Annotated in this window: 21 protein-coding genes; 12 read left to right on the top strand and 9 right to left on the bottom strand. The window is 46.0% G+C overall.

Translation table 11 applies throughout. The features are described from left to right. Positions 1 to 103: 103 nt before the first annotated feature. Positions 104 to 1,300 carry a glycine C-acetyltransferase gene (kbl, locus tag EOO49_RS06010; protein WP_290843739.1) on the bottom strand — a complete coding sequence of 399 codons (1,197 nt, stop codon included), beginning with the start codon at positions 1,298 to 1,300 and terminating at the stop codon, positions 104 to 106. Between the two features lie 16 nt (positions 1,301 to 1,316). Next, positions 1,317 to 4,460 (bottom strand): exodeoxyribonuclease V subunit beta, encoded by a 3,144-nt coding sequence (locus EOO49_RS06005; protein WP_290843737.1) that lies wholly within the window; start codon positions 4,458 to 4,460, stop codon positions 1,317 to 1,319. Between the two features lie 496 nt (positions 4,461 to 4,956). Here EOO49_RS06005 and EOO49_RS06000 point away from each other — a divergent pair, with 496 nt between their 5' ends. Continuing rightward, on the top strand, positions 4,957 to 5,580 hold the full coding sequence (locus EOO49_RS06000) for a superoxide dismutase (protein ID WP_290843735.1): 624 nt from the start codon (positions 4,957 to 4,959) through the stop codon (positions 5,578 to 5,580). A gap of 240 nt (positions 5,581 to 5,820) precedes the next feature. Here EOO49_RS06000 and EOO49_RS05995 read toward each other — a convergent pair whose 3' ends face one another. The 5 genes from EOO49_RS05995 to EOO49_RS05975 form a co-directional block, all read right to left on the bottom strand. Next, positions 5,821 to 7,719 (bottom strand): amidophosphoribosyltransferase, encoded by a 1,899-nt coding sequence (locus EOO49_RS05995; RefSeq protein ID WP_290843733.1) that lies wholly within the window; start codon positions 7,717 to 7,719, stop codon positions 5,821 to 5,823. A 132-nt stretch (positions 7,720 to 7,851) separates the two neighbouring features. Continuing rightward, positions 7,852 to 8,778: a PfkB family carbohydrate kinase gene (locus EOO49_RS05990; protein WP_290843731.1), complete on the bottom strand. Its 927-nt coding sequence runs from the start codon at positions 8,776 to 8,778 to the stop codon at positions 7,852 to 7,854. A gap of 299 nt (positions 8,779 to 9,077) precedes the next feature. Next, positions 9,078 to 9,557, bottom strand: a complete 480-nt coding sequence (gene rnhA / locus EOO49_RS05985) for a ribonuclease HI (protein ID WP_290843729.1) — start codon at positions 9,555 to 9,557, stop codon at positions 9,078 to 9,080. Beyond that, positions 9,554 to 10,018 (bottom strand): DUF4348 domain-containing protein, encoded by a 465-nt coding sequence (locus EOO49_RS05980; protein ID WP_290843727.1) that lies wholly within the window; start codon positions 10,016 to 10,018, stop codon positions 9,554 to 9,556. The genes rnhA and EOO49_RS05980 overlap by 4 nt, the downstream gene beginning before the upstream one ends. Then, positions 10,015 to 10,578 (bottom strand): phosphoribosylglycinamide formyltransferase, encoded by a 564-nt coding sequence (locus EOO49_RS05975; RefSeq protein WP_290843725.1) that lies wholly within the window; start codon positions 10,576 to 10,578, stop codon positions 10,015 to 10,017. Before EOO49_RS05975 ends, EOO49_RS05980 begins: the two co-directional genes overlap by 4 nt. Positions 10,579 to 10,749: 171 nt before the next feature. On the opposite strand from EOO49_RS05975, the gene EOO49_RS05970 reads away from it, so the two are divergent. From EOO49_RS05970 to EOO49_RS05945, 6 genes are all read left to right on the top strand, one after another. Then, positions 10,750 to 10,986 (top strand): acyl carrier protein, encoded by a 237-nt coding sequence (locus EOO49_RS05970; protein ID WP_002988156.1) that lies wholly within the window; start codon positions 10,750 to 10,752, stop codon positions 10,984 to 10,986. Positions 10,987 to 11,157: 171 nt separating this feature from the next. Beyond that, complete coding sequence (fabF, locus tag EOO49_RS05965) at positions 11,158 to 12,411, top strand: beta-ketoacyl-ACP synthase II (RefSeq protein ID WP_290843722.1); 1,254 nt, start codon at positions 11,158 to 11,160, stop codon at positions 12,409 to 12,411. Between the two features lie 3 nt (positions 12,412 to 12,414). Further along, positions 12,415 to 13,164 (top strand): ribonuclease III domain-containing protein, encoded by a 750-nt coding sequence (locus EOO49_RS05960; RefSeq protein ID WP_290843720.1) that lies wholly within the window; start codon positions 12,415 to 12,417, stop codon positions 13,162 to 13,164. A 111-nt stretch (positions 13,165 to 13,275) separates the two neighbouring features. Beyond that, the gene (locus tag EOO49_RS05955) at positions 13,276 to 13,758 is read left to right on the top strand and encodes an IPExxxVDY family protein (protein ID WP_290843718.1); all 483 of its coding nucleotides are present in this window, start codon (positions 13,276 to 13,278) and stop codon (positions 13,756 to 13,758) included. Positions 13,759 to 13,762: 4 nt separating this feature from the next. Further along, positions 13,763 to 15,193 (top strand): pyruvate kinase, encoded by a 1,431-nt coding sequence (pyk, locus tag EOO49_RS05950; RefSeq protein WP_290843716.1) that lies wholly within the window; start codon positions 13,763 to 13,765, stop codon positions 15,191 to 15,193. A gap of 96 nt (positions 15,194 to 15,289) precedes the next feature. Further along, complete coding sequence (locus EOO49_RS05945) at positions 15,290 to 15,979, top strand: Bax inhibitor-1 family protein (RefSeq protein ID WP_290843714.1); 690 nt, start codon at positions 15,290 to 15,292, stop codon at positions 15,977 to 15,979. A gap of 117 nt (positions 15,980 to 16,096) precedes the next feature. On the opposite strand, the gene dinB is transcribed toward EOO49_RS05945, so the two are convergent. Together dinB and EOO49_RS05935 are read right to left on the bottom strand one after the other, a co-directional pair. Beyond that, positions 16,097 to 17,182 carry a DNA polymerase IV gene (gene dinB / locus EOO49_RS05940; RefSeq protein ID WP_290843712.1) on the bottom strand — a complete coding sequence of 362 codons (1,086 nt, stop codon included), beginning with the start codon at positions 17,180 to 17,182 and terminating at the stop codon, positions 16,097 to 16,099. Between the two features lie 3 nt (positions 17,183 to 17,185). After that, a complete protein-coding gene (locus EOO49_RS05935; RefSeq protein ID WP_290843711.1) occupies positions 17,186 to 19,246 on the bottom strand; it encodes a recombinase in 2,061 nt (686 codons plus the stop codon). 75 nt (positions 19,247 to 19,321) lie between these two features. Here EOO49_RS05935 and EOO49_RS05930 point away from each other — a divergent pair, with 75 nt between their 5' ends. From EOO49_RS05930 to EOO49_RS05910, 5 genes are read left to right on the top strand one after another with little or no spacing between them, the layout of a single operon-like run. Next, on the top strand, positions 19,322 to 19,795 hold the full coding sequence (locus EOO49_RS05930) for a CYTH domain-containing protein (protein WP_290843710.1): 474 nt from the start codon (positions 19,322 to 19,324) through the stop codon (positions 19,793 to 19,795). Further along, the gene (locus EOO49_RS05925; RefSeq protein WP_290843709.1) at positions 19,783 to 20,751 is read left to right on the top strand and encodes a YpdA family putative bacillithiol disulfide reductase; all 969 of its coding nucleotides are present in this window, start codon (positions 19,783 to 19,785) and stop codon (positions 20,749 to 20,751) included. The genes EOO49_RS05930 and EOO49_RS05925 overlap by 13 nt, the downstream gene beginning before the upstream one ends. Before the next feature lies 1 nt (position 20,752). After that, on the top strand, positions 20,753 to 21,214 hold the full coding sequence (locus EOO49_RS05920) for a hypothetical protein (RefSeq protein ID WP_290843707.1): 462 nt from the start codon (positions 20,753 to 20,755) through the stop codon (positions 21,212 to 21,214). Next, positions 21,214 to 22,122 (top strand): alpha/beta hydrolase, encoded by a 909-nt coding sequence (locus EOO49_RS05915; protein WP_290843705.1) that lies wholly within the window; start codon positions 21,214 to 21,216, stop codon positions 22,120 to 22,122. The genes EOO49_RS05920 and EOO49_RS05915 overlap by 1 nt, the downstream gene beginning before the upstream one ends. Continuing rightward, positions 22,123 to 24,033 (top strand): HEAT repeat domain-containing protein, encoded by a 1,911-nt coding sequence (locus tag EOO49_RS05910; RefSeq protein ID WP_290843703.1) that lies wholly within the window; start codon positions 22,123 to 22,125, stop codon positions 24,031 to 24,033. Positions 24,034 to 24,046: the final 13 nt, after the last annotated feature.

Below are 24,046 nucleotides of genomic sequence, written 5' to 3'. Positions count from 1 at the left end.
CTAGATTTCATTTTTAGTTACAAAAGTTATTAGAACAAATGTAATCCGTCTTTTTTTAACCGCAAAGACAAATGTTAAAAAAATAACATAACGTTAAGATTCGTCAGCCTATGACAATTAACGTTTTACCAACTTCCGTAAAGGCAGTAATGGCGCGGTCTAGATGCTCTTTTTCATGAGCGGCCGAAAGCTGCACACGTATCCTCGCCTTGCCTTTCGGAACGACCGGAAAGAAGAAACCTATCACGTAAATTCCCTTTTTCAAAAGCTCGTCAGCCATGACTTGAGACAATTTCGCATCATACAGCATAACTGGCACGATTGCTGAGTCGCCGTCAATGATATCAAAGCCTGCCGCTTTCATTCCCGCCTTGAAGTAGTTAGTATTCCACTCGAGTTTGTCGCGAAGTGACGTGTCTTTCCTGAGCAATTCAAAAACCTTGATCGAAGCTCCGACAATCGCAGGCGCTAGCGAATTCGAGAACAAATAAGGCCTTGAACGCTGGCGAAGCAGTTCGATTATTTCCTTTTTACCTGTCGTATATCCGCCCATGGCGCCGCCCAAAGCTTTGCCCAAAGTTCCGGTAATGATGTCAATTCTTCCCAAAACACCTTTCGCTTCGGGCGTTCCTTTTCCGGTTGCGCCTATGAAACCCGCCGCGTGGCATTCGTCGATCATGACCATTGCGTCATATTTGTCGGCGAGATCGCAGATTTTGTCCAGTGGCGCAACAAGCCCGTCCATTGAAAAAACGCCGTCCGTGACGATGAGTTTGAACCGCGCACCGGCTTCGTTCGCCTTGATGAGTTGTTGTTCCAGATCGCTCATATCGCTGTTTTCATATCGGAAGCGCATCGCCTTGCAAAGTCGCACACCGTCAATGATCGAAGCATGATTCAGACTGTCTGAAATGATCGCATCCTGTTCGCCCAAAAGCGGTTCGAAAACGCCTCCGTTCGCATCGAAAGCAGCGGCATACAAAATCGTATCTTCGGTTCCGTAAAAATCAGCGATCGTGGCTTCGAGTTTCTTGTGGATGTCTTGCGTCCCGCAGATGAAACGCACAGAAGACATCCCGAAACCGTGAGAATCGAGAGCGTCTTTCGCAGCCTGGATCACTTCTGGATGAGAAGACAATCCGAGGTAATTGTTAGCACAAAAATTCAACACTTTTTCACCCGTGGAAATGGTGATTTCCGCGTCTTGTGGCGACGTAATGATGCGCTCTTTCTTGAACAGTCCATTTTCTTCGATAGACTGCAATTCCTGTTGTAGATGTTCTTTTATTTTGCCGTACATAGTCAAGTTGTTTGTCTTACAAATGTATCACATTTATGTCCTCGCCTGTGTAGACCAAAGCCTTTTTGGACACGTTGAAACCCATGGATTCCAATGCTTGTGAGTACATTTCTATTTGTTGGATGTATTTCGGATTATGGCTTCCGGTCTTATAATCAAGCAAGTAAACCTCGTTGTTCTGCGCAATGACGATTCGGTCAGGTTTTATCAATCCCGATTCTTTCCGGATAATAGACTGTTCGTTCAAAACCTGATTAGCGTCCGAAAAATAGTTTGCCAACTCGAAATGCCCCACGATCGACCTTAACGTTTGTTCTACTTCTGACCGCTGCAATTCGGTGATCAGACCATTTTCGATAGACTTTACAATGGCCAGATCGAGGTCGGATTCCGATTTCACCAACGACAAAATCTCGTGGATCGTATTTCCATATTCGATCGCCTGAAGCTGTTTCGATCCCCACATAAGCGACTCGCGCTGCGCAATTTTGATCCGCGAATTTTCCAACGGATTTTCGACCGGGCTGATCGCTTCGGGCGCTGGCGGAAGCGGTTTGTCCTTGGAGATTTTCTGTTGACTCCCGAATTCGTACTGAAACTGATTTTCGTCGAAAACGCCTTTGTCCAAAAGGAAATTCACGAAAAAAGTCGACATGTTGTTTCGCTTCGGATCGCCGTTTTTATCGAGATTCATGCCTGAAATGATGTACAATTGTTCTTCGGCACGAGTGAGTGCGACATACAGAACATTGATGTTGTCGAGCAGTTCTTCCTGTTTTTTCTGTTGGAACAACGTCGCCGCGCCTTCTCCGAAACCTTCGACCGAACTGTTCATATCAACCAGGATTTTGGGCAGATCGCCAAGCATTTCGTCACCCGGAATCCACATTTTCTCGCGCGGTTTCCTATTGTAATCTTCTTCGGCAAAAGGCATGATCACAACTGGAAATTCCAAACCTTTCGATTTGTGGATCGTCATGATTTTCACCGCGTCTTTTCCTTCGGGCGACGGAATGCTGAACTTCTCTGAATTTGCATCCCAAAACGTCAAAAAGTCGGCGATTCCCGCTTGGTTTCTCACGTCGCGTTCCAAGACGATATCAAGGAAATATTGCACGTAAGCGTTGTATTTCGGAATGAATTTCGAGGCCATGATTTCGACGGCTTCATAAAGCGATTTCTTTCTGATGTCAGAAAACGAAAGCTTGAAATCGAAGCCCGCAAGCCAATCGGCGAAAGCCTTTTCCTCGAAATACGACATGCCTTGCGCAATGAAATCGTGAAGTGCGAGCGAATTTTGGAGTTTGTCTCCGATGTAATGCAAAAACAACGCCTTGGCTTCGGCGTCGTTCGCGTTTTTCAGATATCTGAGAATGTTTATCAGGAACCGGACTTCGGTCGCCGTAGCAATTTGCAGCGTTTCGGACGAAAGCAACGGAATCTCATTTTCGGTCAAATAATTCGCGACCAGAATTCCCTTCGATCGCTTTCGCGTCAAAATCGTGATATCGCTGTAGCGGAAACCGTTCGCAAGCACTTTTTTGATTGTCGACAACGTCGCTCGCAAATGCAGCATATCGTGTTCCGGCGTTTCTTCTTCGTCCGATTCAGACGGCGCGACGAACGAAATGTTCACGTAACCGCCATCTTTTGACGTGATTTCCTGTCGGCTTTGTGTTTCGTACAAGTCCTTAAAGTCGACGTGGTCGAAGTTCTCGGAAATCAAACGGAAAAAATCGTTGTTGAAATGAATGACTTCAGAGTAACTGCGCCAGTTCGTGCCGAGTTTGAACAATTCCCACGGTACATTGGTGAACGGCGTTCCACCTTTTCCCAGCGCGATGAATTGTTCGGCTTTTCCGCCGCGCCAACGGTAAATCGACTGTTTCGGATCGCCCACGATCATCAAAGTCCCGATTTGTCCCAATTCATCCTGACCCGAAACCGCATTGGCGATAAGCGGCACGAGGTTTTGCCACTGCATTTCGCTCGTGTCCTGAAATTCGTCTATGAAGTAATTTCTGTAGCGTTCGCCCAATCGTTCGTAGATGAACGGCGCGGGTTGGTTTTGGATTTCCTTGTGGATGATCGCGTTGAATTCTGAAATCGAAAGCACATTTTGGTCTTTTTGGATGCGCTCGAGTTCGTTGTTCACCGTATTCAGAAGCGACAAAGGCGTGATGTTCTTGAGAAACGCCAGATACATATTGCGTTTTCCGAAGTTCGCGTAGACTTTGGCGAGACTTCCCAAAACGTCCGGCAGCAAATTCTCTATCGTCGCACGATCTTTGGACGTCTTGTTGATCGCGACATCCTCGAGTTCGTAAAAATGCTTGTTCGCGGGTTTGTAAGCACCGTCTTGGATCGATTTCAGGTGATTCGGAAACGTGCCTCTTGAAAACGACGCCAAATCAACGCCGTTGGTTTCGAGCAATTCTAAAGCGGTTTGCGCCAACAATTTGTTTTCAGATTCAAGTTCGCCGGCTAGATTCCCGAGTTTTTCCTTGAGCATCATGAATTCGGGAATCGATTTTTGGCTCAGATGCGAAATCTCTGACCGATGGTTTTCGTTCAGCGCCAATCTTCCCGTGTCCATGATTTCGCGCGAAATGTCCCAGGATTTGTCGTCGTCGGTTTTTTCCATCGCGAAATCGACGAGCAGTTTGGTGAGCGTTTCGTCTTCTCCGGCTTGGGCGATCAAAGCGTCGACGGCTTCCTGCAACAAATTTTCGGTATCGAGCGAGACTTCGAACGTCATTGGCAAATTGAGATCGCGTGCGAAAGTCCGGATAACTCTGTGCGTGAATTTGTCGATGGTCGAAATGTCGAAGGCCGCATAATTGTGGATGATGTGGCGGATGATCTTTTTGGCCTTCAACTGGATTTCGGGCACTGACATCTTGACTTCACCCGAAAGATCGCGCATGAGATTGACGCCTTTCTCTGATGGTTCGTCTGAAGCGAAATCTGACAGACTCGAAACGATCCTGCTTTTCATCTCGTGCACGGCTTTGTTTGTAAACGTGATGGCGAGAATATTGCGATACGCGTCAGGTTTTGACGAGCGCAGGATAATTTTGAGGTATTCTTTTACAAGCGTATACGTTTTGCCCGAACCTGCCGAGGCGTCGTAAATGGAAAAGGAAATGGGTTCGGACATATACAAACTTCGTTATTCGTTATTCGTTATTCGTTGTTCGTTGTTCGTTGTTCGTTATTCGTTGTTCGTTACTCGTTACTCGTTGTTCGTTATTCATTATTAGCAACTTACTTCAGACTGGAAATTGTAAAGTTTTTATCCGATTTATTTTCAAGTTTAAATGCTGAAGTTTTTTGAATGTTGAATGTTGAAAAACGAATGTTGAATGTTGAGCGATTGCCTAGCCCGGATACAAGCGGATAGCCTTTCACTGAAAAACGCGCCTTTTGCCCCGCGATACAGAGCGACCGTAGGAAGCTCCTGGAGCGCGGTCGGCAAAACCGCGTTTTTTGTGAAAGCTAGCAGCGGGAAGCCGGATTCGCTTCCAAAAAAAATACTAATCTGAAAAACAGCTATCGGTTTTTAAATAAATTATAACGGACGCAGGGTTTCAATTACAAAGTTAAATCTATAAATTTGAATTGACTTTTTATAAACCACTTAACAAATAGAAATTATGGCATTCGAATTACCAAAATTGCCGTATGCCTATGATGCGCTCGAACCTCACATTGACGCGCGCACCATGGAAATTCACCATACGAAACACCATCAAGCCTACACGACGAATTTGAACGCGGCCATTCAGGGAACTGACATGGAAGGCAAAACCATAGAAAACATCCTGATCAACCTTGACAAGAAAAACGCGGCGGTTCGCAACAACGGCGGCGGTTTCTATAACCACAATCTGTTTTGGGCGGTAATGGCTCCAAACGGAGGTGGAAAACCGACAGGTGAACTGGCATCGGCGATCGATCGCGATTTTGGTTCGTTTGACGAGTTCAAGGCAAAATTCGCAAAGGCCGGAGCGACGCAATTCGGTTCTGGTTGGGCGTGGCTTTGTGTTCAGCCTGGCGGAAAGCTTGAAGTTTGCGGAACGCCGAACCAAGACAATCCGTTGATGCCGGAAGTGGGCTGCGGCGGAACTCCGATCTTGGGAATGGACGTTTGGGAACACGCTTACTACCTGAATTACCAAAACCGTCGTCCGGATTACATCGAGGCTTTCTTCAACGTGATAAACTGGACAGAGGTTTCAAGACGTTACGCTACAGAAAAGAACGCTGACAAGCCGTAAGGTTTACAGACACAAATGCAAAACGGCCGAAGTAATTGCTTCGGCCGTTTTTTTATATACTATTTGTAACTTCTGTAAAATAAAAAAGGTGAAATTTCTTTCACCCTTTTTGCCCCAAATCTACCATAAACTTAACCTACTAATGCTATGGTGATCCAAATGTATATTGCTGATAATGTGTTGACAAAAAAATTAGTTGAAATACAATAATAATCGATGAAGTGCATGTTTTACATCGATTTAGTACGCTCTTGCATCCTTTCCTTCGTAAAAATTCATGAAGGCTTTGTTGACAACACGGTTTCCGCCAGGCGTTGGATAATCTCCGGTGAAGTACCAATCGCCCAAATTTTTCGGACACGCTTTGTGTAGATTCTCTACCGTTTGGAAAATGATTTTCACTTCGGCTTTTATGCCTTCGGAATGCAACATTTCTGCAATTTTGTCTGATATTTCCTGATCTGCGAACGGTTTGTAGATATCGACCACGTGATTCACGACCTCGTCGTCGGGAAGGTTTTCCTGAGCTTTGCATCGTTTGTAAACGTCTTCGATGATGTGGTACAAATCGCGTTCCTTAATCAATTCGAGTGCGGCCTTGAACGCAACCAAACCTTCTAATTTCGCCATATCTATACCGTAACAATCAGGGTAACGGATTTGAGGCGCCGACGACACGATCACGATACTTTTCGGTTTGAGGCGATCCATCATCTTTATGATACTCATTTTCAGCGTCGTACCTCGAACAATCGAATCATCGATGATCACGAGGTTATCAGTCGGTTTTACCACGCCGTAAGTCACGTCATAAACGTGGGCGACAAGATCGTCACGACTGCTGTCTTCGGTAATGAAAGTGCGCAGTTTGGCGTCTTTGATCGCGATTTTCTCCATCCGGATTTTCACCGACAGCAATTCGGCCAAGGTTTCTTCGGTCAACGTGTGGCGATGATCCAGAATGTGTTGGTTCTTGCGCTTGTTCAGAAAATCGCGCGCCGCTTCGGTCAAGCCGAAAAACGAGGTTTCTGCCGTATTTGGGATATAACTGAAAACCGTGTTGTCTGTGTCTTTGTCGATGGCTTCGAGCACTTGCGGTAGCACGAGTCGGCCTAGTTCTTTTCTTTCCTGGTAGATTTCCACATCGGAACCACGTGAAAAATAGATTCGCTCGAAAGAACAAGCTTTGTACGGAAGTCGCGGCAAAATTTCCTGCTGGGAAACCGACCCGTCTTTTTTGACGATGAGCGCACTTCCCGGAGTCAATTCCTGAACGTCTTCGGCATCGACGTTGAAAACCGTTTGAATGACAGGTCTTTCCGAAGCTACGACCACGATTTCGTCATCCTCGTAGAAATAAGCCGGTCGAATGCCCGCCGGATCGCGCAAAACGAAAGCGTCTCCGTGGCCAAAAAGTCCGGCCATCGCATAACCGCCGTCCCAACCCTTCGAGGCGCGTTTGAGGATTCTGGCGACGTTGAGTCTTTCGGCGATAACTGGCGAAGCTTCCCGTTTGGTCAATCCTTCTTCCTTGCATTCCTGGTACAAATCTGTAACCTCATCGTCGAGAAAATGCCCTATTTTTTCCATGACCGTAACCGTGTCGGCCATTTCTTTGGGATGTTGTCCGAGTTCGATCAGGCTGTTGAACAATTGGGTTACGTTGGTAAGATTGAAGTTTCCGGCGACTATAAGATTTCTGTGCATCCAGTTGTTCTGACGCAAAAACGGATGCACGCTCTCGATGCTGTTCTTCCCGAAAGTTCCGTAACGCACGTGTCCGAGGAAAACTTCACCTATATAAGGCACGTTTTTTTTGAGCGCTTCTGTATCGTCGTTCCATTCCGGATGCAATTCGAGTTCCGAATTGATGCGTCCGTTGATCTGGTCGAAAATGTCTGCGATAGGTTGTTGGGCGTTCGAACGCACGCGGCTTATGTAGCGCTCGCCCGGTTGCAGGTCGAGTTTGATACTGGCGAACCCGGCGCCGTCTTGTCCGCGGTTGTGCTGCTTTTCCATCAGCAGGTACATTTTCTGTATGCCGTAGAAAGCCGATCCGTACTTCTCTTTGTAGAATTCCAGCGGCTTTTTCAGTCGAAGGAAAGCAATTCCGCATTCGTGGTTGAGTTTATCGCTCATGGTTGTGTGTCTTTTCCGCTTGACGGATATAATTGTGATTCAGTAAGTAACCTTATTTTTTTCGGATTTCCTGATTCTCATTCGGATTTCCGACAAAACAAAAACGCCCCGTTTCCGAGGCGTACTTCTTCTTTATTGCAAAGCGATGTCGAACTGCGTAAGCGCCCTGAACTGTTTGAGGCGTGCTACAACCTCGTCTTTTTCAAGCGCTTCCATTCGCTCGGTGCCGAATTTCTCGACGCAGAACGAAGCCAGGTTCGAACCGTATATGATCGCATTTTTCATGTTGTCAAACGAGATGTTCTCGCTTTGGGCCAAATAACCAGAAAAACCTCCGGCGAATGTGTCTCCGGCTCCCGTCGGATCGAAAACTTCCTCAAGCGGCAAGGCCGGAGCGAAGAAAACTTCCTTTCCATGGAAAATCAACGCGCCGTGTTCCCCTTTTTTGATCACGACATATTTCGGACCCATTTGGTGGATTTTCGCAGCGGCTTTCACAAGCGAATACTCGCCTGACAATTGGCGCGCTTCCTCGTCGTTGATCGTGATTACGTCTACTCGCTTGATGACGTCCATCAATTCTGGCAGGGCGCAATCCATCCAGAAGTTCATCGTGTCGAGAACGACCAACTTTGGCGTGGTTTCCATCTGATCCAAAACACTTGTCTGAACAAGCGGATGCAGGTTTCCTAGCATTACCACTTCGGCGTTTTTGAAATCCTGCGGAACTTTCGGTTGGAAATCGGCCAAGACATTGAGTTCGGTCACCAAAGTGTCGCGCGAATTCAGGTCGTTGTGGTATTTTCCCGCCCAAAAGAAGGTTTTTCCACCTTTCACGACTTCGATCGCCGAAATGTCGATGTTTCTCTTGGTGAGCAAATCGAGATATTCCTGTGGGAAATCTTCGCCCACGACAGAAACGATTGCGGATTTTACGTTGAAATGGGATGCGGACAGACCAATGTAGGTCGCGGCTCCACCGAGAATTTTATCGGTTTTCCCGAAAGGCGTTTCGATTGCGTCGAAAGCAACGGTGCCGACAATGAGTAGTTTGTTCATTCAAGTAGTAAATTGAAGGCGCAAAGATACTTTATAATGTAGAAAGTTGCAACGTGGCGAATTGGTAAAGTTTTGCAAAAATAAATAACTGGATTTTAGATGTTTATGCGCCCTATTTTAAAGCTGTTACTTTAGCATTTCCCGAATTTGACCCTGTCACCGTTTAAAACAGTGACAGGGTTTATAACCCTGACAGGGTTAGAAAAGTAAGGAAGCAGCAGCTAAACCGATTACAGATTTTCCGTAAAAATTGTTAAAATTCAAAAAGGGTTTAACGCGCCGAATATTCAGATAAAAAATCAGAGCATCTTACCTTCTTCCCGCTCATAAAAAGCATCGATATTCAAATTGGCAAGCTGGCTTCCCATAACCGCCAATTGGTCGCAACGTTCATTCTGCGGATGATTGTTATGTCCTTTCACCCATTTGAAATCGACTTGATGTTGCCGATAGATCTTGAGGAAACGCTTCCATAAATCAGGATTCTTCTTTCCCGCGAAACCTTTTTTCTCCCATCCGAAAACCCAATTCTTTACGACAGAATCGATCACATACTTCGAATCGGAAACCACCAAAACCTTCGTCATGGGCTGTTTCAACTTCTCGAGTCCGACGATCACCGCCAAAAGTTCCATCCTGTTATTGGTCGTAAGCCTAAAACCTTCGTAGAATTCTTTTCGGTAAGGCGTGCCGACGAGTTCCAGTACGACGCCGTATCCGCCAGGCCCGGGATTTCCTTTGGCCGCGCCATCGGTATATAAATGAACTGTGTGCATCAATCGGTCAGGTCTTTGATTTCTACTAATTGCCACGAATTTCGATTGCGGGCGAACGTGTAAGTGATGTTGCGGTAATTCCCGATTCCCAATTGTCTGTAAAAAACGCTATCGGATTCTTTTTGAACTTCGATCTTATAAGGATTCGATTGTAACGCTTTCGCCGATTTGTCGCCCGAGAAATCCACAAACGCATAGTCTTCCTCGTAAATCGGGTTTTCCATCATGTCAAGCGGGAAATCTTCATCGGAATAAAAATTCTCGAGCGGGAAGAGCACGTGTTTTTTCTGGAAAATGCTGTCGGAGGCGAACCTGACGAAAAAAGTGTCGAAGTCGTCGCCATTTGAAGTTTGACTTTTGGACATATCCGAAGTATCGCCAAGCGTTCCGACAGAAACTTTCGAATCCGGTTTACGACCGCATCCGAAGATCAAAACAGACGCTATCAAAAGCAAACATTTCACGAAAACAGCAGTTTTTCGATGACCAACGGAAAATGTTCGTGCTCCAATTTCCGGACGCGCGCGGCAATCTGTTCAGGCGAATCGCAATCGGAGACGTCAACTTTTTCCTGGAAGACGATCGCGCCTTCGTCGTAATGCTCGTTCACGTAATGGATGGAAATTCCGGTTTCGGCTTCGTTATTTTCCAAAATCGCTTTGTGGACGTTCATTCCGTACATGCCTTTTCCGCCATATTTCGGAAGCAACGCCGGATGGATGTTGACGACCTTGTTCGGATAGGCCGAAATGATAGCTGACGGAAATTTGAGTAAAAAGCCGGCCAACACGATCAGATCTGGCGAAAACCGATTCACTTCGGCAAAAGCACTGCCGTTTTCAAGATCAGGTTTCGCCGAAATCACCACCGGAATGTTATACAATTGCGCTTTGTCGACAACGCCTGCATCGGGTTTGTTGGTGAAGACTGCCGCGATCGTGACGTCGGATCTATCCTTAAAATACTTAATGATATTTTCGACGTTCGAACCCGCGCCGGAAGCGAAAAGGACGAGCTTTTTCATGTGTTGTTTTTTCGTCCGCAAAAAAACGGAATATTAGCCAGAATGGACAAAATTAGCGGTTCTTTATGAAATTAATTTTTTATATTAGTTCTCACATTTCCGAACCAAAAGGTTGTTTTAAAATAAAAGTTTTTATTTTTGCCAACAAATTAAAATTTAAAAAGAAAGATTATGTCAGACATTGCATCAAGAGTTAAAGCGATTATCGTAGACAAACTAGGCGTTGATGAGAATGAAGTCGTTGCGGAAGCAAGCTTCACCAACGATTTGGGGGCAGACTCCCTAGACACTGTTGAGCTTATCATGGAATTTGAAAAAGAATTTGACATCCAGATTCCAGACGACCAAGCGGAGAACATCGCTACTGTAGGTCAGGCGATTTCTTACATCGAAGAGGCTAAAAAATAATATTTCCCAGCACCCGTATTCCATTAAGTTTGCGGGTGTTATTATTTTTTGAATAGATCATCCTGATTGTTCACTCAATCATCTGAATACTAGATAATACCTGTGACTTTAATGACCCTAAAGGAATAAAGCATAGGTATTATTTGTTTAAACAATAAATCAAGATTAAATATGACATTACGTCGCGTAGTTGTTACAGGTTTAGGAGCATTAACCCCGATAGGAAATACAGTCCAGGAATATTGGGATGCGCTGATCGCCGGTAAGTCGGGAGCGGCTCCTATTACGTATTTCGACACCACGCATTTCAAGACCAAATTCGCTTGCGAGGTCAAGAATTTCAACGTCGAGGATTTCGTCGAGCGCAAAGAAGCTCGTAAAATGGACCGTTACGCACAGTACGCAATCGTGTCTTCGGAAGAAGCCGTGAAAGATGCCAATTTTGATTTTGAAACATTGGACAAAGACAGAGTCGGAGTAATTTGGGGTTCCGGAATCGGAGGTCTTGAAACGTTCCAGCAAGAGGTAATGGAATTTTCTGCCGGAAACGGTGTCCCGAAATTCAACCCGTTCTTCATCCCGAAAATGATCGCCGACATCGCTGGCGGACATATTTCAATAAAATACGGTTTCCGTGGACCGAACTTTACCACGGTTTCAGCCTGCGCCTCGTCTACGAACGCACTTATCGACGCTTTCAACTACATTCGTCTGGGTCATGCCGATGTAATGGTGACAGGCGGATCGGAAGCAGCCGTAACGATCGCAGGAATGGGCGGATTCAACGCCATGCACGCGCTTTCAACCCGCAATGACAGCCCTGAAACAGCTTCGCGTCCAATGGACAAAGGCCGCGACGGATTCGTACTCGGTGAAGGTGCCGGCTCACTTATCTTGGAAGAATACGAACACGCAAAAGCGCGTGGAGCAAAAATATACTGTGAAGTTGGCGGAGGCGGAATGTCTGCTGATGCGCATCACATCACAGCGCCACATCCGGAAGGATTTGGAGCCAGAAACGTAATGTTGTACTGTTTGAGAGACGCTGGTTTGAAGCCCGAAGACGTAGACGGCGTAAACATGCACGGAACGTCGACTCCGCTTGGCGATATCGCCGAATCTAAGGCAATCGAAGCTGTTTTCGGGGAACACGCTTACACAATGAACCTCAACTCGACAAAATCGATGACCGGCCACTTACTTGGAGCCGCCGGAGCCATCGAAACCATTGCATCCATTTTATCGATCGTGCACGGAATCGTTCCGCCTACGATCAATCATTTTACTGACGACGAAAACATCAATCCGAAACTGAATTTCACTTTCAACAAAGCCCAAAAGCGCGAAATGAAAGTCGTCATGAGCAACACTTTCGGCTTCGGCGGACACAATGCCTGCGTGCTTGTGAAAAAACTCGAGGAATAATTTTTGAAAAAGATTTTTAAAAATATTTTCATTAAAAAAGATTCCCGTTCTCCAGAAGACGGGATTTTTTTTGACACACTCAAGGCCATTCTGGGCTTTGAGCCACTTACGCTCGACCCTTACCGAAAATCTTTCACGCATCGGTCTTCAAACAAACACGACGCAAATGGAAATCCCGTCAATTACGAAAGACTTGAATTTCTGGGCGATGCGATGCTGAGTTCGGTAATCGCGGCACATTTGTTCAACGAAGTTCCGTCCGGCGATGAAGGTTATCTCACGAAAATGCGCTCCAAGATCGTGAGTCGGGAGCATTTGAACGAACTCGGACGCGACTTGAACCTCATCGGATTCATCGACAGCAAAATCGCCCCGGTGCATTTTGGCGAAAACGTGCACGGAAACATTTTCGAGGCTTTGGTCGGTGCGATCTATCTCGACAGAGGTTATCCGTATTGTGAGATGTTCATCCAGAAACGCGTCATCGAACCTTACGTAGACATTCCGCGACTGGAAGGAAAAGTCATCAGCTATAAAAGCTTGCTCATCGAATGGTGTCAAAAGGAAAAACTCACTTTCCACTACGATGTTTTCGAGGACAACGGCATCGACGGACAGCGTTTGTACGGCGTCAGATTGAGTATTGGAGGAAAAGTCGTATCAAAAGCGCGCGCCACATCCAAAAAGAAAGCCGAAGAGAAAGCATCTCAACGCGCCTATTTTGCATTTCAGGAAAAAATTAACAAAAAATAAATCACATTCTCTAAAACTATATCGTTTTCGTTGACAAATTAACGTAAAGTTGAATTTCATTTTTTCGGTAGTGGTTTATAAATGTTATCTTTACGGCTTATTTGAAGCAAAATGGCCGTCTACAAATTGAACATCGATGAGTTTGACGAAATCGATTATCAACTCATCGCGATCCACACTTCTTTAGAGGATTACCGACTGGCCTTTTTCATCAACCAAAATTTCCCTGTGCTTTTGGCCAAGAGCGAAAATAACATCCCGATTACATCCAAAACCGGAAGCGCCGCGCTCTCGCGTTTTTCATTTGAGGATGAATTCTCTTGCGCAACGTGGGATCTGATCCAGAACAAAAGCGAATTCTCGAGTCAGGAAAGTGACACTTCCGCAGATTTGTTCGCGAATTCCAACGTGAAAATCTCGTCAAAAGCTTATTTGCTTCCAGAATTCAAAAAGGTCGACTACATCTTGAAACTTCAAAATTTCGATGAACCGGCCGAATCCATCTGCGAGAAAATGCAGAAAATACAACAAGTCACGACATCCTATACTTTGGATACGACTCGTATAAAATCGATTAACAATTTAATCTTCTAATAAAATGCCAACGAACAAGAAAACGAAAATTGTTGCCACCCTTGGGCCAGCCTGTAGCACGCGCGAAGTGCTGAAAGATATGATTGACGCTGGTGTCAACGTATTTCGTGTCAATTTTTCGCACGCTGACTATGACGACGTAAAACACAAGATTGACACCATTCGCTCGCTAAACGACGAATTCGGATACACGACCGCGATCCTTGCCGACCTTCAAGGCCCGAAATTGCGCGTGGGCGTGATGAAAGACGATGTCGTGGTAAATCCCGGCGATTTGATCACGTTCCAGACATCCGAAGACATTCCGGGAACTGCCGAACGCGTTTACATGAACTACAAAGCCTTTCCAGCCGACGTAAATCCAGGCGAGAAAATCTTGCTTGACGACGGAAAACTGATGTTCGAAGCCGTTTCCACAAACGGATCAACCGAAGTTTTGTGTCGCGTAGTCCAAGGCGGACCGTTGAAGTCGAAAAAAGGCGTGAACCTTCCGAATACCAAGGTTTCGCTTCCGGCTTTGACACAAAAAGATATCAAGGACGCGATTTTCGCGATAGAATGCCAAGTCGACTGGATCGCACTTTCTTTCGTGCGTACGCCAAAAGATCTTGAAGAACTTCAGGATTTGATCGCACAACACACAGATCAAAAAATTCCTATCATAGCCAAAATCGAGAAACCCGAAGCTGTAGAAAACATCGACAAGATCGTGGCGTTCTGCGACGGCTTGATGGTTGCGCGTGGTGATTTGGGTGTCGAAGTTCCGGCTCACGAAGTTCCGCTTATCCAAAAGAAACTCGTCAACCGCGCAAAAACTGCGAGAATTCCGGTAATCATCGCCACACAAATGATGGAAACGATGATCACAAGCCTTACACCAACACGTGCCGAGGTCAACGACGTGGCGAACTCGGTAATGGACGGTGCCGATGCGGTAATGTTGTCAGGAGAAACTTCCGTAGGAAATTATCCTGTACAGGTTATCGAAAAAATGACTCAAATCATTGAAGCAGTCGAAGATTCACCGCTGATCCAGGTTCCGCAGAACACGCCACAAGTCCGTACAAAGCGTTTTATCACAAAAACAATTTGTTATCACGCGGCTTCTATGGCAAACGTGATCCGCGCAAAAGCGATCTGTACTTTGACAAACAGCGGTTACACGGCTTTCCAGATTTCGGCTTGGAGACCGTCTTCGCACATTTTGGTTTTCACCTCGAACAAAAAGATCCTGACGCAATTGAACCTGCTTTGGGGCGTGAAATGTTTCTACTACGACAAATCTGTCAGCACAGACGAAACCGTGACTGACGTGAACCAAATCGCAGGAGACAAAGGTTTTGTCGAAAAAGGCGACTTCCTGATCAATTTGGCTGCCATGCCGCTAACTGACAAAGGAATGGTAAACACCTTGCGTGTATCTGAAATCGAATAAACCCGAACCTGTTCATAAAAAAGCCACCTTTGTTTTGGGTGGCTTTTTCAGTTTATGGAAATTCCACTATTTTTATCCACACAAAAAACAGACATCATGGAAAACAACATTATCGTTTCTCAATCGTCAGATCTTGAAAGAGCGACGTTCTACAAAAAAACTTACCTGCATGTCGCTTTGGCGATTTTGGCATTCATGGCAGTCGAAGGTATTCTGCTTGCAACAGTTCCAGTCGACGTGATTGCCTGGATGTTGAGCGGAAAATTCATTTGGTTGTTCCTTATCGGATTGTTTTGGCTCGGTTCTGTGGTTTCAGAGAAACTGGCGTTCGATCTTTCGAGGGAAAAACAATATTTGGGACTCGGATTCTACGTCATCCTGGAAGCCATCATTTTCCTGCCGATGCTGACTATCGCCTCACTAATGGACGGCGGAAGCCAAATCATCACACAAGCGGCAACCATTACGCTTTTCATGTTTTCAGGATTAACGGCGGTTGTTTTCGCAACGAGAACAGACTTCTCGTTCCTTAGAACAATTATCGTCGTGGGCGGATTCGTCGCTTTGGGAACGATTGTGGTCGGAGCGATTTTCGGATTTAACCTAGGACTTTGGTTTTCTGTCGGAATGGTCGTCTTGGCCTGCGCAAGCATCCTGTATCAAACAGATCAAATCAAGAACAACTACGGAACGCAACAATACGTGGGCGCGGCTTTGCAACTATTCTCGTCTGTAATGCTGTTGTTCTGGTATATTTTGCGCATTTTGATGAGCAGAAGAAGTTAATTCCGAACCTTCATAAAAAACAAGAAAGCCGTCCTAAACCGACGGCTTTTTCAGTATTTCAAATAAGCATCCGAGTAAAAAAAATTGCCAACAGACCGCATCCACGACAACAACACTTTAAAACTCGAACTTGAGTTGGACCGCGACCGTCTTCTTTTCCTCGGTGTTGAGATTGTTCAACGAAATCCCTAGCAAACGCACTGAATCTTTGGGCTTTTCCTGATACAGCAGTTCTTTGGCCGCATCGTATAAAAGCGACTTATCCGATATGAAATAAGGCAACGTTTTGCTCCTGGTTTGCTGCGTAAAATCGCTGTATTTGATTTTGAGCGTGATGGTTTTTCCCGCGATTTCGTAGCGTTTTAGCCGACGTTCGAGTTCGCCCGCAATCATCTCGAGCTTTTCGACCATAAAGATTTCACTAGTGAGATTTTCGCTGAAAGTGTGTTCGGTCGCAACAGATTTGGCCACACGCTCGCTCTTGACCTCACTGTTGTGGATGCCGCGCACGATATGGTAATAATAGCCGCCCGATTTTCCGAAGTGATTCACCAAAAAATCAAGATCTTTTGACTTGAGATCTCTTCCGGTGAAAATGCCCAACTGGTACATCTTCTCGGCAGTGACTTTCCCGATGCCGTGGAATTTCTTGATCGCAAGATTCTCCAGAAAATCCAAAACCTCATCCGGATTCACCGTTTTTTGTCCGTTTGGTTTGTTGTAATCAGATGCGACTTTTGCCACGAACTTGTTAATCGAAATTCCAGCCGAAGCCGTAAGTCCGGTTTCCTCCAAGATGCGCTGACGGATTTCCTGGGCCAAAAGCGTCGCGCTCGGATTTCCTTTTTTGTTGACCGTAACGTCGAGATAAGCCTCGTCAAGCGACAAAGGTTCGACCAGATCAGTATATTCGTGAAAGATTTTGCGGATGCGCTGAGAGATTTCCTTGTACCGATCGAATCTAGGCCGCACAAAGATGATTTCCGGACAATATCGCTTGGCCAAAACGCCGCTCAAAGCACTTCTGACGCCAAATTTACGGGCTTCGTAACTCGCCGCCGAAACAACGCCTCGCCTTTCGCTTCCGCCGACCGCAATCGGTTTTCCTCTCAATTCCGGATTGTCCAATTGCTCTACCGACGCATAAAACGCGTCCATGTCGACGTGAATGATCTTTCGGTTGGCAACGGGATTCGGTTCCATTTTTTACTCATGCGCCGGAATGCCGACGGTCGTTTGGCGTTTCTCTGTCGGAAAAAAGAAGCTCAAAGGTTTGGTCAGGAAATGTCTGAAAATCGCGAAAGCCACGAATCTCAAATCGAGAAGCGAGATATTCCGCGACCGCAACGCCAAAGTCACCGAAAGTGTAAAACTCACTAAAAAGTTCACCAATCCGATAACGACGATTCCCAAAAGGCACCAAACCAAAAGCGAGCTGCCAATCGTGAAACGCGCGCCATACAAACCAAGAGCGAGATTTCCGCTTGCAAAGGTAATGTGTCTGATGTCAAGATTCAACCCGAGAAAAATCCCGATCGAAGCCGTCGTTCCCATAAAAACCCCGAACCAGAAATTAGAGATGATGCCAGCCCAGCGTTTCTCGTACCAATCGGCGATTTTTTGGGTTTTTTCGCGTCCGAAGAAATTTTTCAACATCGGATGTTCCTGAATCCGATAGTAAATTTTATTGTGCTTGTCGCGATTGGCCACGCTTCCGGAAATGATTCCCGACAAAAACAGGAAAACGCCCGCAATCGCCGCATGGAAAATCGCCGGAGAATGCACCGGGCTGATGTCGAAAAGCAAAGTAGGCCATTTGAAACGCGCAATGTTGTAGTCGAAGCAATAGTCAATCAACCAAATCCCGAAAAGCGAAACCGGAAAAGCCATCACGACATTTCCCACGAAAGCGATGAACTGCGACCGGAAAACGCGCGCAAACAAAACCGCGAACGCCTGATATTTGTCTGCCCGTTTGCCTCTCGCCTTCGCGCCTTCCTCAAGCGCGCGAGCCAAAGCCGAAGCTGTCATCGCGGGCTGTTTGGTCGCCAGGGTCGCGCCAGTCAAATAAATCAGGATGAATCCGAAGGCGTAATTCATGCTGTAAAGAAACGCGTGCCCGAAAATGCTCGTCTCGACTTTCGAAAGCAAAACCTTGAAAATACAAAGCAATCCGACGATTAAACCGCCGCCAAGCGCTGACCGAAGCATCTTGAAATAACCTTTTGGCGTCTCGGTAATGTAATGTTCGCCGGTTTTGGCCGCGTGTTGCGTGATCTCGTACGAAATGAGTTGCGTACTTTCACTCACGAATTTTTGCACGTTATTTTTGTAGCCGTTGTAACGGATGAGATTCAGCGCCAGATCGATCGTGTGTTTTCGGCGATCTTCTTTCGAATCGATTGCGAGCAAAGGCATCAAAACTTCCAAGCGCTGCAATTGCTGCCTGATCTTGAGCAAATTTTGGTTCACTTTGATGGAAATGCCATATTTGGAACTGTTGGCGAACGCTCTTTCAACGAATTCCAGACATTGTTTGTGAAGGATTTTCAACTGACGGAAAACCAAATCCTGTGTTCTTATGTAGTGGATATCGGTATTTCGGATTCTGTCCTCGATCACGAGCAATTCCTTCTCGAAAGCGATGAACGGACTTTCGAGATCGTCGAATTCTGGAACCATTTTGATTACGTCGGTTTCCATGGCGCGACCCGAGATTCTTTGGGCGATCAAGTGCATCGAAAGCAACATTTCAGACAATGGCGATTGTGGCGCAACCGAATCGAAAATCGGCGTAAAACCAAGGATATCGAACAATTCTTCTAGTTGATTTCTTGGAATTTTCTCGATCCACGCGCGATCTGTCGCTTTGTAAAAAACCTGGATCAAAACATACTCGAGTTTGTCTTTCTCGGGTTGTCGCGGTAAAAATTTGGCCACGATGCGTTTCTTGATTTCGCTGAAAAAGTCGGCATCGCTCAAAACGCCCGCATCGGACAAAAACCGACTGAATTTCTTACCGTCCAAAATCGATTTGACATAATCTCCGAATTTTTGTGAGCATTCGGGATTGGCTTTGAGGAAATTGAGAAAATCGGTTATCTCGATCGATTTGACTTTCGTTGGATGTTTCGGTCGGAACAATTGCACCAAATGCACCAAAACGTCGAGATCGCCTTCGAATTTCTGCCAAGGCGAATTTTGGTTGCAAAGTTGTTTGAGGTAATTTTCTGGAGTAGTTTTTTTCCTTCGGCTTCGAAATTTCATAGTTGTGCTTTGAGTAAAATTACCAATAAAACCGCCGAATTTCCTTAACTTGTTGCCAAAATACACCCCGAAAAAATGCTCGAGATTGAAAGAAAATTCCTCGTCAAATCGCAAGATTTCAAAAATTCGGCTTCCCATAAATTCCACATTGCCCAAGGGTATCTGAATTCGAATCCGGAGCGGACCGTTCGCGTGAGAATCAAAGGCGAAAGCGGGTTCATCACCGTAAAAGGCAAGGGAAACGAAACGGGAACGACGCGTTTTGAATGGGAAACCGAGATTTCGCTGATGGAAGCCAAACCGTTGTTGAAACTTTGTGAATCTGGAAGCATCGAGAAAATACGCTATGAAGTTCCCGTCGGAAGGCTCACTTTTGAAGTCGATGAATTTTTTGGTGATAATTCCGGTTTGATTTTAGCCGAATTGGAGCTTTCCGACGAAAACGAACCGTACGAAAAACCAGACTGGCTCGGGCAAGAAGTCACGAACGACGACCGCTACTACAATTCTTACCTAAGCAAAAATCCTTTTTCGAAATGGCCGAAATGACCTACGACTTGGTGATTGTCGGCGGCGGCCCGATTGGAATGGCTTGCGCGATCGCGGCCAGAAAGGCAAACCTGAGCGCGATTATTCTCGAAAAAGGCGCGCTCACGAACAGCCTGTTCAATTATCCGCTTTACATGACGTTCTTTTCTACCGCCGAAAGGCTCGAGATTGGCGGCATTCCGTTCAATTGTCTCGCCGCGAAACCCGGTCGTCAGGAAGCGCTGGAATATTATAGAAACGTGCAACGCTATTTTGGTTTGGACATCAGGTTGTTCGAAAAAGTCGAGTCGATTTCCAAAAAAGATTCCGTTTTCGACGTTACATCCGCGAAAGCGAAATACACGGCAAAAAAAGTCGTAATCGCCACCGGATTTTACGACATTCCATTGTACATGGGAATTCCGGGCGAAAATCTGCCAAACGTAAGCCATTATTTCAAGGAAGCGCACGAGTTCGCATTTCGCAAGGTTTTGGTCGTTGGCGCGAACAATTCATCGGTTGACGCGGCTTTGGAATGTTGGCGAAAAGGCGCCGAAGTCACGATGGTCATTCGAAAAAACGAAATCAATCCGCGAGTGAAATATTGGGTCAAGCCCGACGTGGAAAACCGAATTGCAGAAGGAAGTATCAAAGCATTTTTCAATTCTTGCGTGACCGAAATCCGCGAAGGCGAAGTCGACATCGAGAATTCCGACGGAAAAACGACGATTGAAACAGATTTTGTGCTTGCGCTGACGGGATATCGGCCCGATTTCGACTTTCTCGAAAAAGCCGGAGTCGCACTCGAAGACGATTGCCTGATTCCAAAACACGATCCTGAAACCATGGAAACCAACGTGCCGGGACTGTACCTGGCCGGCGTTGTTTGCGGCGGACTCGAAACCCATAAATGGTTTATCGAAAACTCGCGAATCCACGCCGATTCCATTGTAAATCACATCTTAAAAACCGCTTGATATGAAACGAGTCGCTTTATTGCTTTTGACCTTTTTGGCCATTTCCTGTTCTGAAAAAAGCCTTTATTCGGAAACCGATAAGAGTTTCGACGAAAACCGTTGGCAAAAATCGGACATAAAAGTCTACGAATTCGAGATTGCGCAAGCCGCGACACCTTATGAAATGGACGTTTTCATGAGTTACGTTTACGGCGCGCAGTTTGCCAAAATCCCGATGATCGCAGAAGTGACTTATCCTGACGGACAAATGTCGAGCGTGACTTTTGACTTTGTGACAAAAACCGATTCCGGAGAGGAAAAAGGCGATTGCTCGGGCGATTTTTGCGATCTGGACCAAAAGATCGACTTGCCCAAACCGCTCGTTCGTGGAAAATACAAAGTGCGCCTGATGCACAATTTCAACAACGAATATCTGCCGAACGTGCTCGCGCTCGGACTTCGCGTAAACCAATTGGCCGACTGATGAAAAAAATACTGTTTCTGCTGCTTTTCACAAGCGCCTTGTCTGCCCAGAAAATGCAGACTTTGACCTATTTCAAGAACGACACTTTGCAACTTGACCTCGATTTGTACTTGCCCAGCAAGAAAACTTCGTCCAAACTTCCGCTGATGCTTTTCGTACACGGCGGCGGATTTTCAGGCGGCCAAAGACAGAACAACGCGGCGTTTTGCCAATATTTGTCAGAACACGGATTCGCGGCGGCGACGATCACTTATACTTTATATGCAAAAGGCAAGAAGTTTTCGTGCGACGGCATTTTGTCCGAAAAAGTCAAGGCTTTCCAATACGGTGTGAACGATTTGTGGCTTGCTACGTCCTATTTTCTGCAGAATAGAGACAAATTCAACATCGACGTTTCCAAAATCTTCGTATCGGGCTCGAGTGCCGGAGCCGAAACCGTTCTGCACGCGGCTTATTGGGACAGAAATGCGATGAAACTCTACGATCACAAACTTCCGAAAGAGTTCAAATATGCCGGATTGGTTTCGGGCGCGGGCGCAATCATGGATCTGAATCTGATAACCGACAAAAATATCATCCCGATGTTTTTCTTCCACGGAAACGGCGATTCGACAGTTCCATACGGCACGGCGGCTCATCACTACTGCAAATCGGACGCTTCAGGTTGGCTGATGCTTTTCGGATCGTACTCGATTTACAACCACGCGATTGCCAAAAACGCATCGACCCAACTTTACACCTTTTGCGGCGGCGGACACGAATACAGCGGTTGGTTGTTCGAGAAAGAACAACAAAAAATCGTGGATTTCCTTGAAAATGTGTTGATTGGACAAAAAATCCAGTCGCATACGATTGTGAAGACCGGCAAAAAGAACGAACTTTCGTCTCAATACGGTTTTTGTGATTAGATGAAACTGCTTCGGTCGATATTGGTTTTTGGGTTTGTGCTGGCTTGTTTCAAGGCGAAAGCCGATTCGTGGATCGATCCGAGTTGGAGGCAAATGCTCGATGATTCAGACGTTATCGCTTTGGTGGAATATGTTTCTGACGGAGAATTTTCGGCCAACGCAAAAATCGTCCGGCTTTACAAAGGCAATCTCAAAATCGGCGATGAAATATCGATTGAAGGTTTCAGCAATCATTACGGCCCGATCGACAAAATGCAAAAAGGCGATCGATATGTCGTTTTTCTCGACGACACTTATCGGAATAAGAAATACCGCGATTATTGGGAAACCACGCTTCAAGACAATCCGCAGAAAAAAGCCGAAATGGAAGCAAATCACTCCTATCGAGTGCAATCTGCCACTTCGGGCGATCTGAAAGTCAAAGGAAAAAACGTGCAATATGACCTGACTTCGACGACTTTCCACAAAAACCAACGCTATTATTCGCTCAGGCAGTTCGAGGAATTCCTCAAGGCTTATCTCGAAAAGAAAGATGTTCCGATGGTTACCCAAAATTCGCTTTCGGGTTTGCTTTCCGATGCGAATCCCGATCAGGTGACGCAACATTTGATGCAATTGTACTTCCTCGGACACGACAAATACGAAGAAGTTTACGACGAATTTGCCGATTACGCTCCGGAAAATATCAAGTATGCGCTCGCGCAAGTTCTTGGAAACGTGAAAAATGAGCTTTCGAGAAACGTGCTTGCGAAATTGCTCAAGGACGACAGCAGTTTGGTTCAGGGCGAAGCGGTGCGCCAATTGAAAACCGAACCTGCGGAAATCGTTGGGCCTTTGTTCGTAGAACATCTGAAAAAAGCCAACTCCAGAAATTTTGGCCCGGACAATCTCATGAATCCCGTGATGAATCGCATCGACGGCGGACAGACCGAGATTATCCACGCTTTGGGAAAACTGAAATACAAACCCGCGATTCCAGATTTGCTGTTGCTGCTCAACACGAACGACGTTGACCAATTCGACATCGTGATAAACGCACTTCAGGAAATGGGAAGCCGCGATTACGTGAATTCGCTGAACTCCAATCTACTCCAGAAGAACGACAAACTGGCTTCGAAAATTGCCGACGTCATTGTAAAGCAAAACTTGCGCGAGTGCCTTCCCAGCCTCAAATATTACCTCTCGAACTGCGATCGCAACAAAGCGAGTTATTATGTCATCGAGACACTGGCCAAATTCGACGACAAGGAAACCGTTTCATTCCTGCTTTTCGATTACCAACGTTTCCTGATCGATTCGCGAAAATTGGAAAGCAGTAAGGAACTCAATTGGAACGAAGCCTACATTCGCGCGTTTGCGACTTTAAAAACCAAGGAAGCGCGGTCGGCGATCTATAATTCGATTTTCGATTGGACTGGGTTCGACCTCAATTTTGTGAGAAATCCGAAATTGTTCGACATAAAAAAAGCATCCGAATTGGAAATGGAAGCAAAATTCGCAACGTTTCCGCAGTTCAAAACCTACAAATTGTCGCATGATATCGCTTTTATCAGAAATGCATCCGAAGTTTCCAAAGGCGAAAAACCAGTCGTTGACCACTTGGTCGAAGTCCTAATTCCATCTGATGACGATCCCAAATTAATTCGCGAGAAATTGGCATCGGCTTTGGCCATAGATCCGAAAAACGTTTTTATCCGATTCGATTCGGGCATTTACTGGCAGGAAATCCAGACGCGTTTCGACAAAGGCAAAGATCCGACAGAAACTTTCGTAAGATATGCCGAAGCACTTCCGAATCCCGAAGATGCGGCCTTTTTCCAGGCGTTGATCGACAATCACGCGCTTAGAAGTTCGTATCAGGACTACCAATTTCCCGAAGCGGTCAAGAACATCCGAGCGACACTTCCATAAAAAAAAGCCACCG

The organism is Flavobacterium sp. (genome assembly GCF_004295795.1).
Taxonomy (GTDB): domain Bacteria; phylum Bacteroidota; class Bacteroidia; order Flavobacteriales; family Flavobacteriaceae; genus Flavobacterium.
The sequence above is the reverse complement of the archived record's forward strand: the minus strand, read 5'-3'. Positions and strand labels throughout refer to the sequence as shown.

Bases quoted from the DNA above. Each gene is read 5' to 3' on its own strand.
- kbl (WP_290843739.1), bottom strand. From the start codon at position 1,300: ATGTACGGCAAAATAAAAGAACATCTACAACAGGAATTGCAGTCTATC.
- EOO49_RS06005 (WP_290843737.1), bottom strand. From the start codon at position 4,460: ATGTCCGAACCCATTTCCTTTTCCATTTACGACGCCTCGGCAGGTTCG.
- EOO49_RS06000 (WP_290843735.1), top strand. From the start codon at position 4,957: ATGGCATTCGAATTACCAAAATTGCCGTATGCCTATGATGCGCTCGAA.
- EOO49_RS05995 (WP_290843733.1), bottom strand. From the start codon at position 7,719: ATGAGCGATAAACTCAACCACGAATGCGGAATTGCTTTCCTTCGACTG.
- EOO49_RS05990 (WP_290843731.1), bottom strand. From the start codon at position 8,778: ATGAACAAACTACTCATTGTCGGCACCGTTGCTTTCGACGCAATCGAA.
- EOO49_RS05975 (WP_290843725.1), bottom strand. From the start codon at position 10,578: ATGAAAAAGCTCGTCCTTTTCGCTTCCGGCGCGGGTTCGAACGTCGAA.
- EOO49_RS05970 (WP_002988156.1), top strand. From the start codon at position 10,750: ATGTCAGACATTGCATCAAGAGTTAAAGCGATTATCGTAGACAAACTA.
- fabF (WP_290843722.1), top strand. From the start codon at position 11,158: ATGACATTACGTCGCGTAGTTGTTACAGGTTTAGGAGCATTAACCCCG.
- EOO49_RS05955 (WP_290843718.1), top strand. From the start codon at position 13,276: ATGGCCGTCTACAAATTGAACATCGATGAGTTTGACGAAATCGATTAT.
- pyk (WP_290843716.1), top strand. From the start codon at position 13,763: ATGCCAACGAACAAGAAAACGAAAATTGTTGCCACCCTTGGGCCAGCC.
- EOO49_RS05945 (WP_290843714.1), top strand. From the start codon at position 15,290: ATGGAAAACAACATTATCGTTTCTCAATCGTCAGATCTTGAAAGAGCG.
- dinB (WP_290843712.1), bottom strand. From the start codon at position 17,182: ATGGAACCGAATCCCGTTGCCAACCGAAAGATCATTCACGTCGACATG.
- EOO49_RS05935 (WP_290843711.1), bottom strand. From the start codon at position 19,246: ATGAAATTTCGAAGCCGAAGGAAAAAAACTACTCCAGAAAATTACCTC.
- EOO49_RS05930 (WP_290843710.1), top strand. From the start codon at position 19,322: ATGCTCGAGATTGAAAGAAAATTCCTCGTCAAATCGCAAGATTTCAAA.
- EOO49_RS05925 (WP_290843709.1), top strand. From the start codon at position 19,783: ATGGCCGAAATGACCTACGACTTGGTGATTGTCGGCGGCGGCCCGATT.
- EOO49_RS05920 (WP_290843707.1), top strand. From the start codon at position 20,753: ATGAAACGAGTCGCTTTATTGCTTTTGACCTTTTTGGCCATTTCCTGT.
- EOO49_RS05915 (WP_290843705.1), top strand. From the start codon at position 21,214: ATGAAAAAAATACTGTTTCTGCTGCTTTTCACAAGCGCCTTGTCTGCC.
- EOO49_RS05910 (WP_290843703.1), top strand. From the start codon at position 22,123: ATGAAACTGCTTCGGTCGATATTGGTTTTTGGGTTTGTGCTGGCTTGT.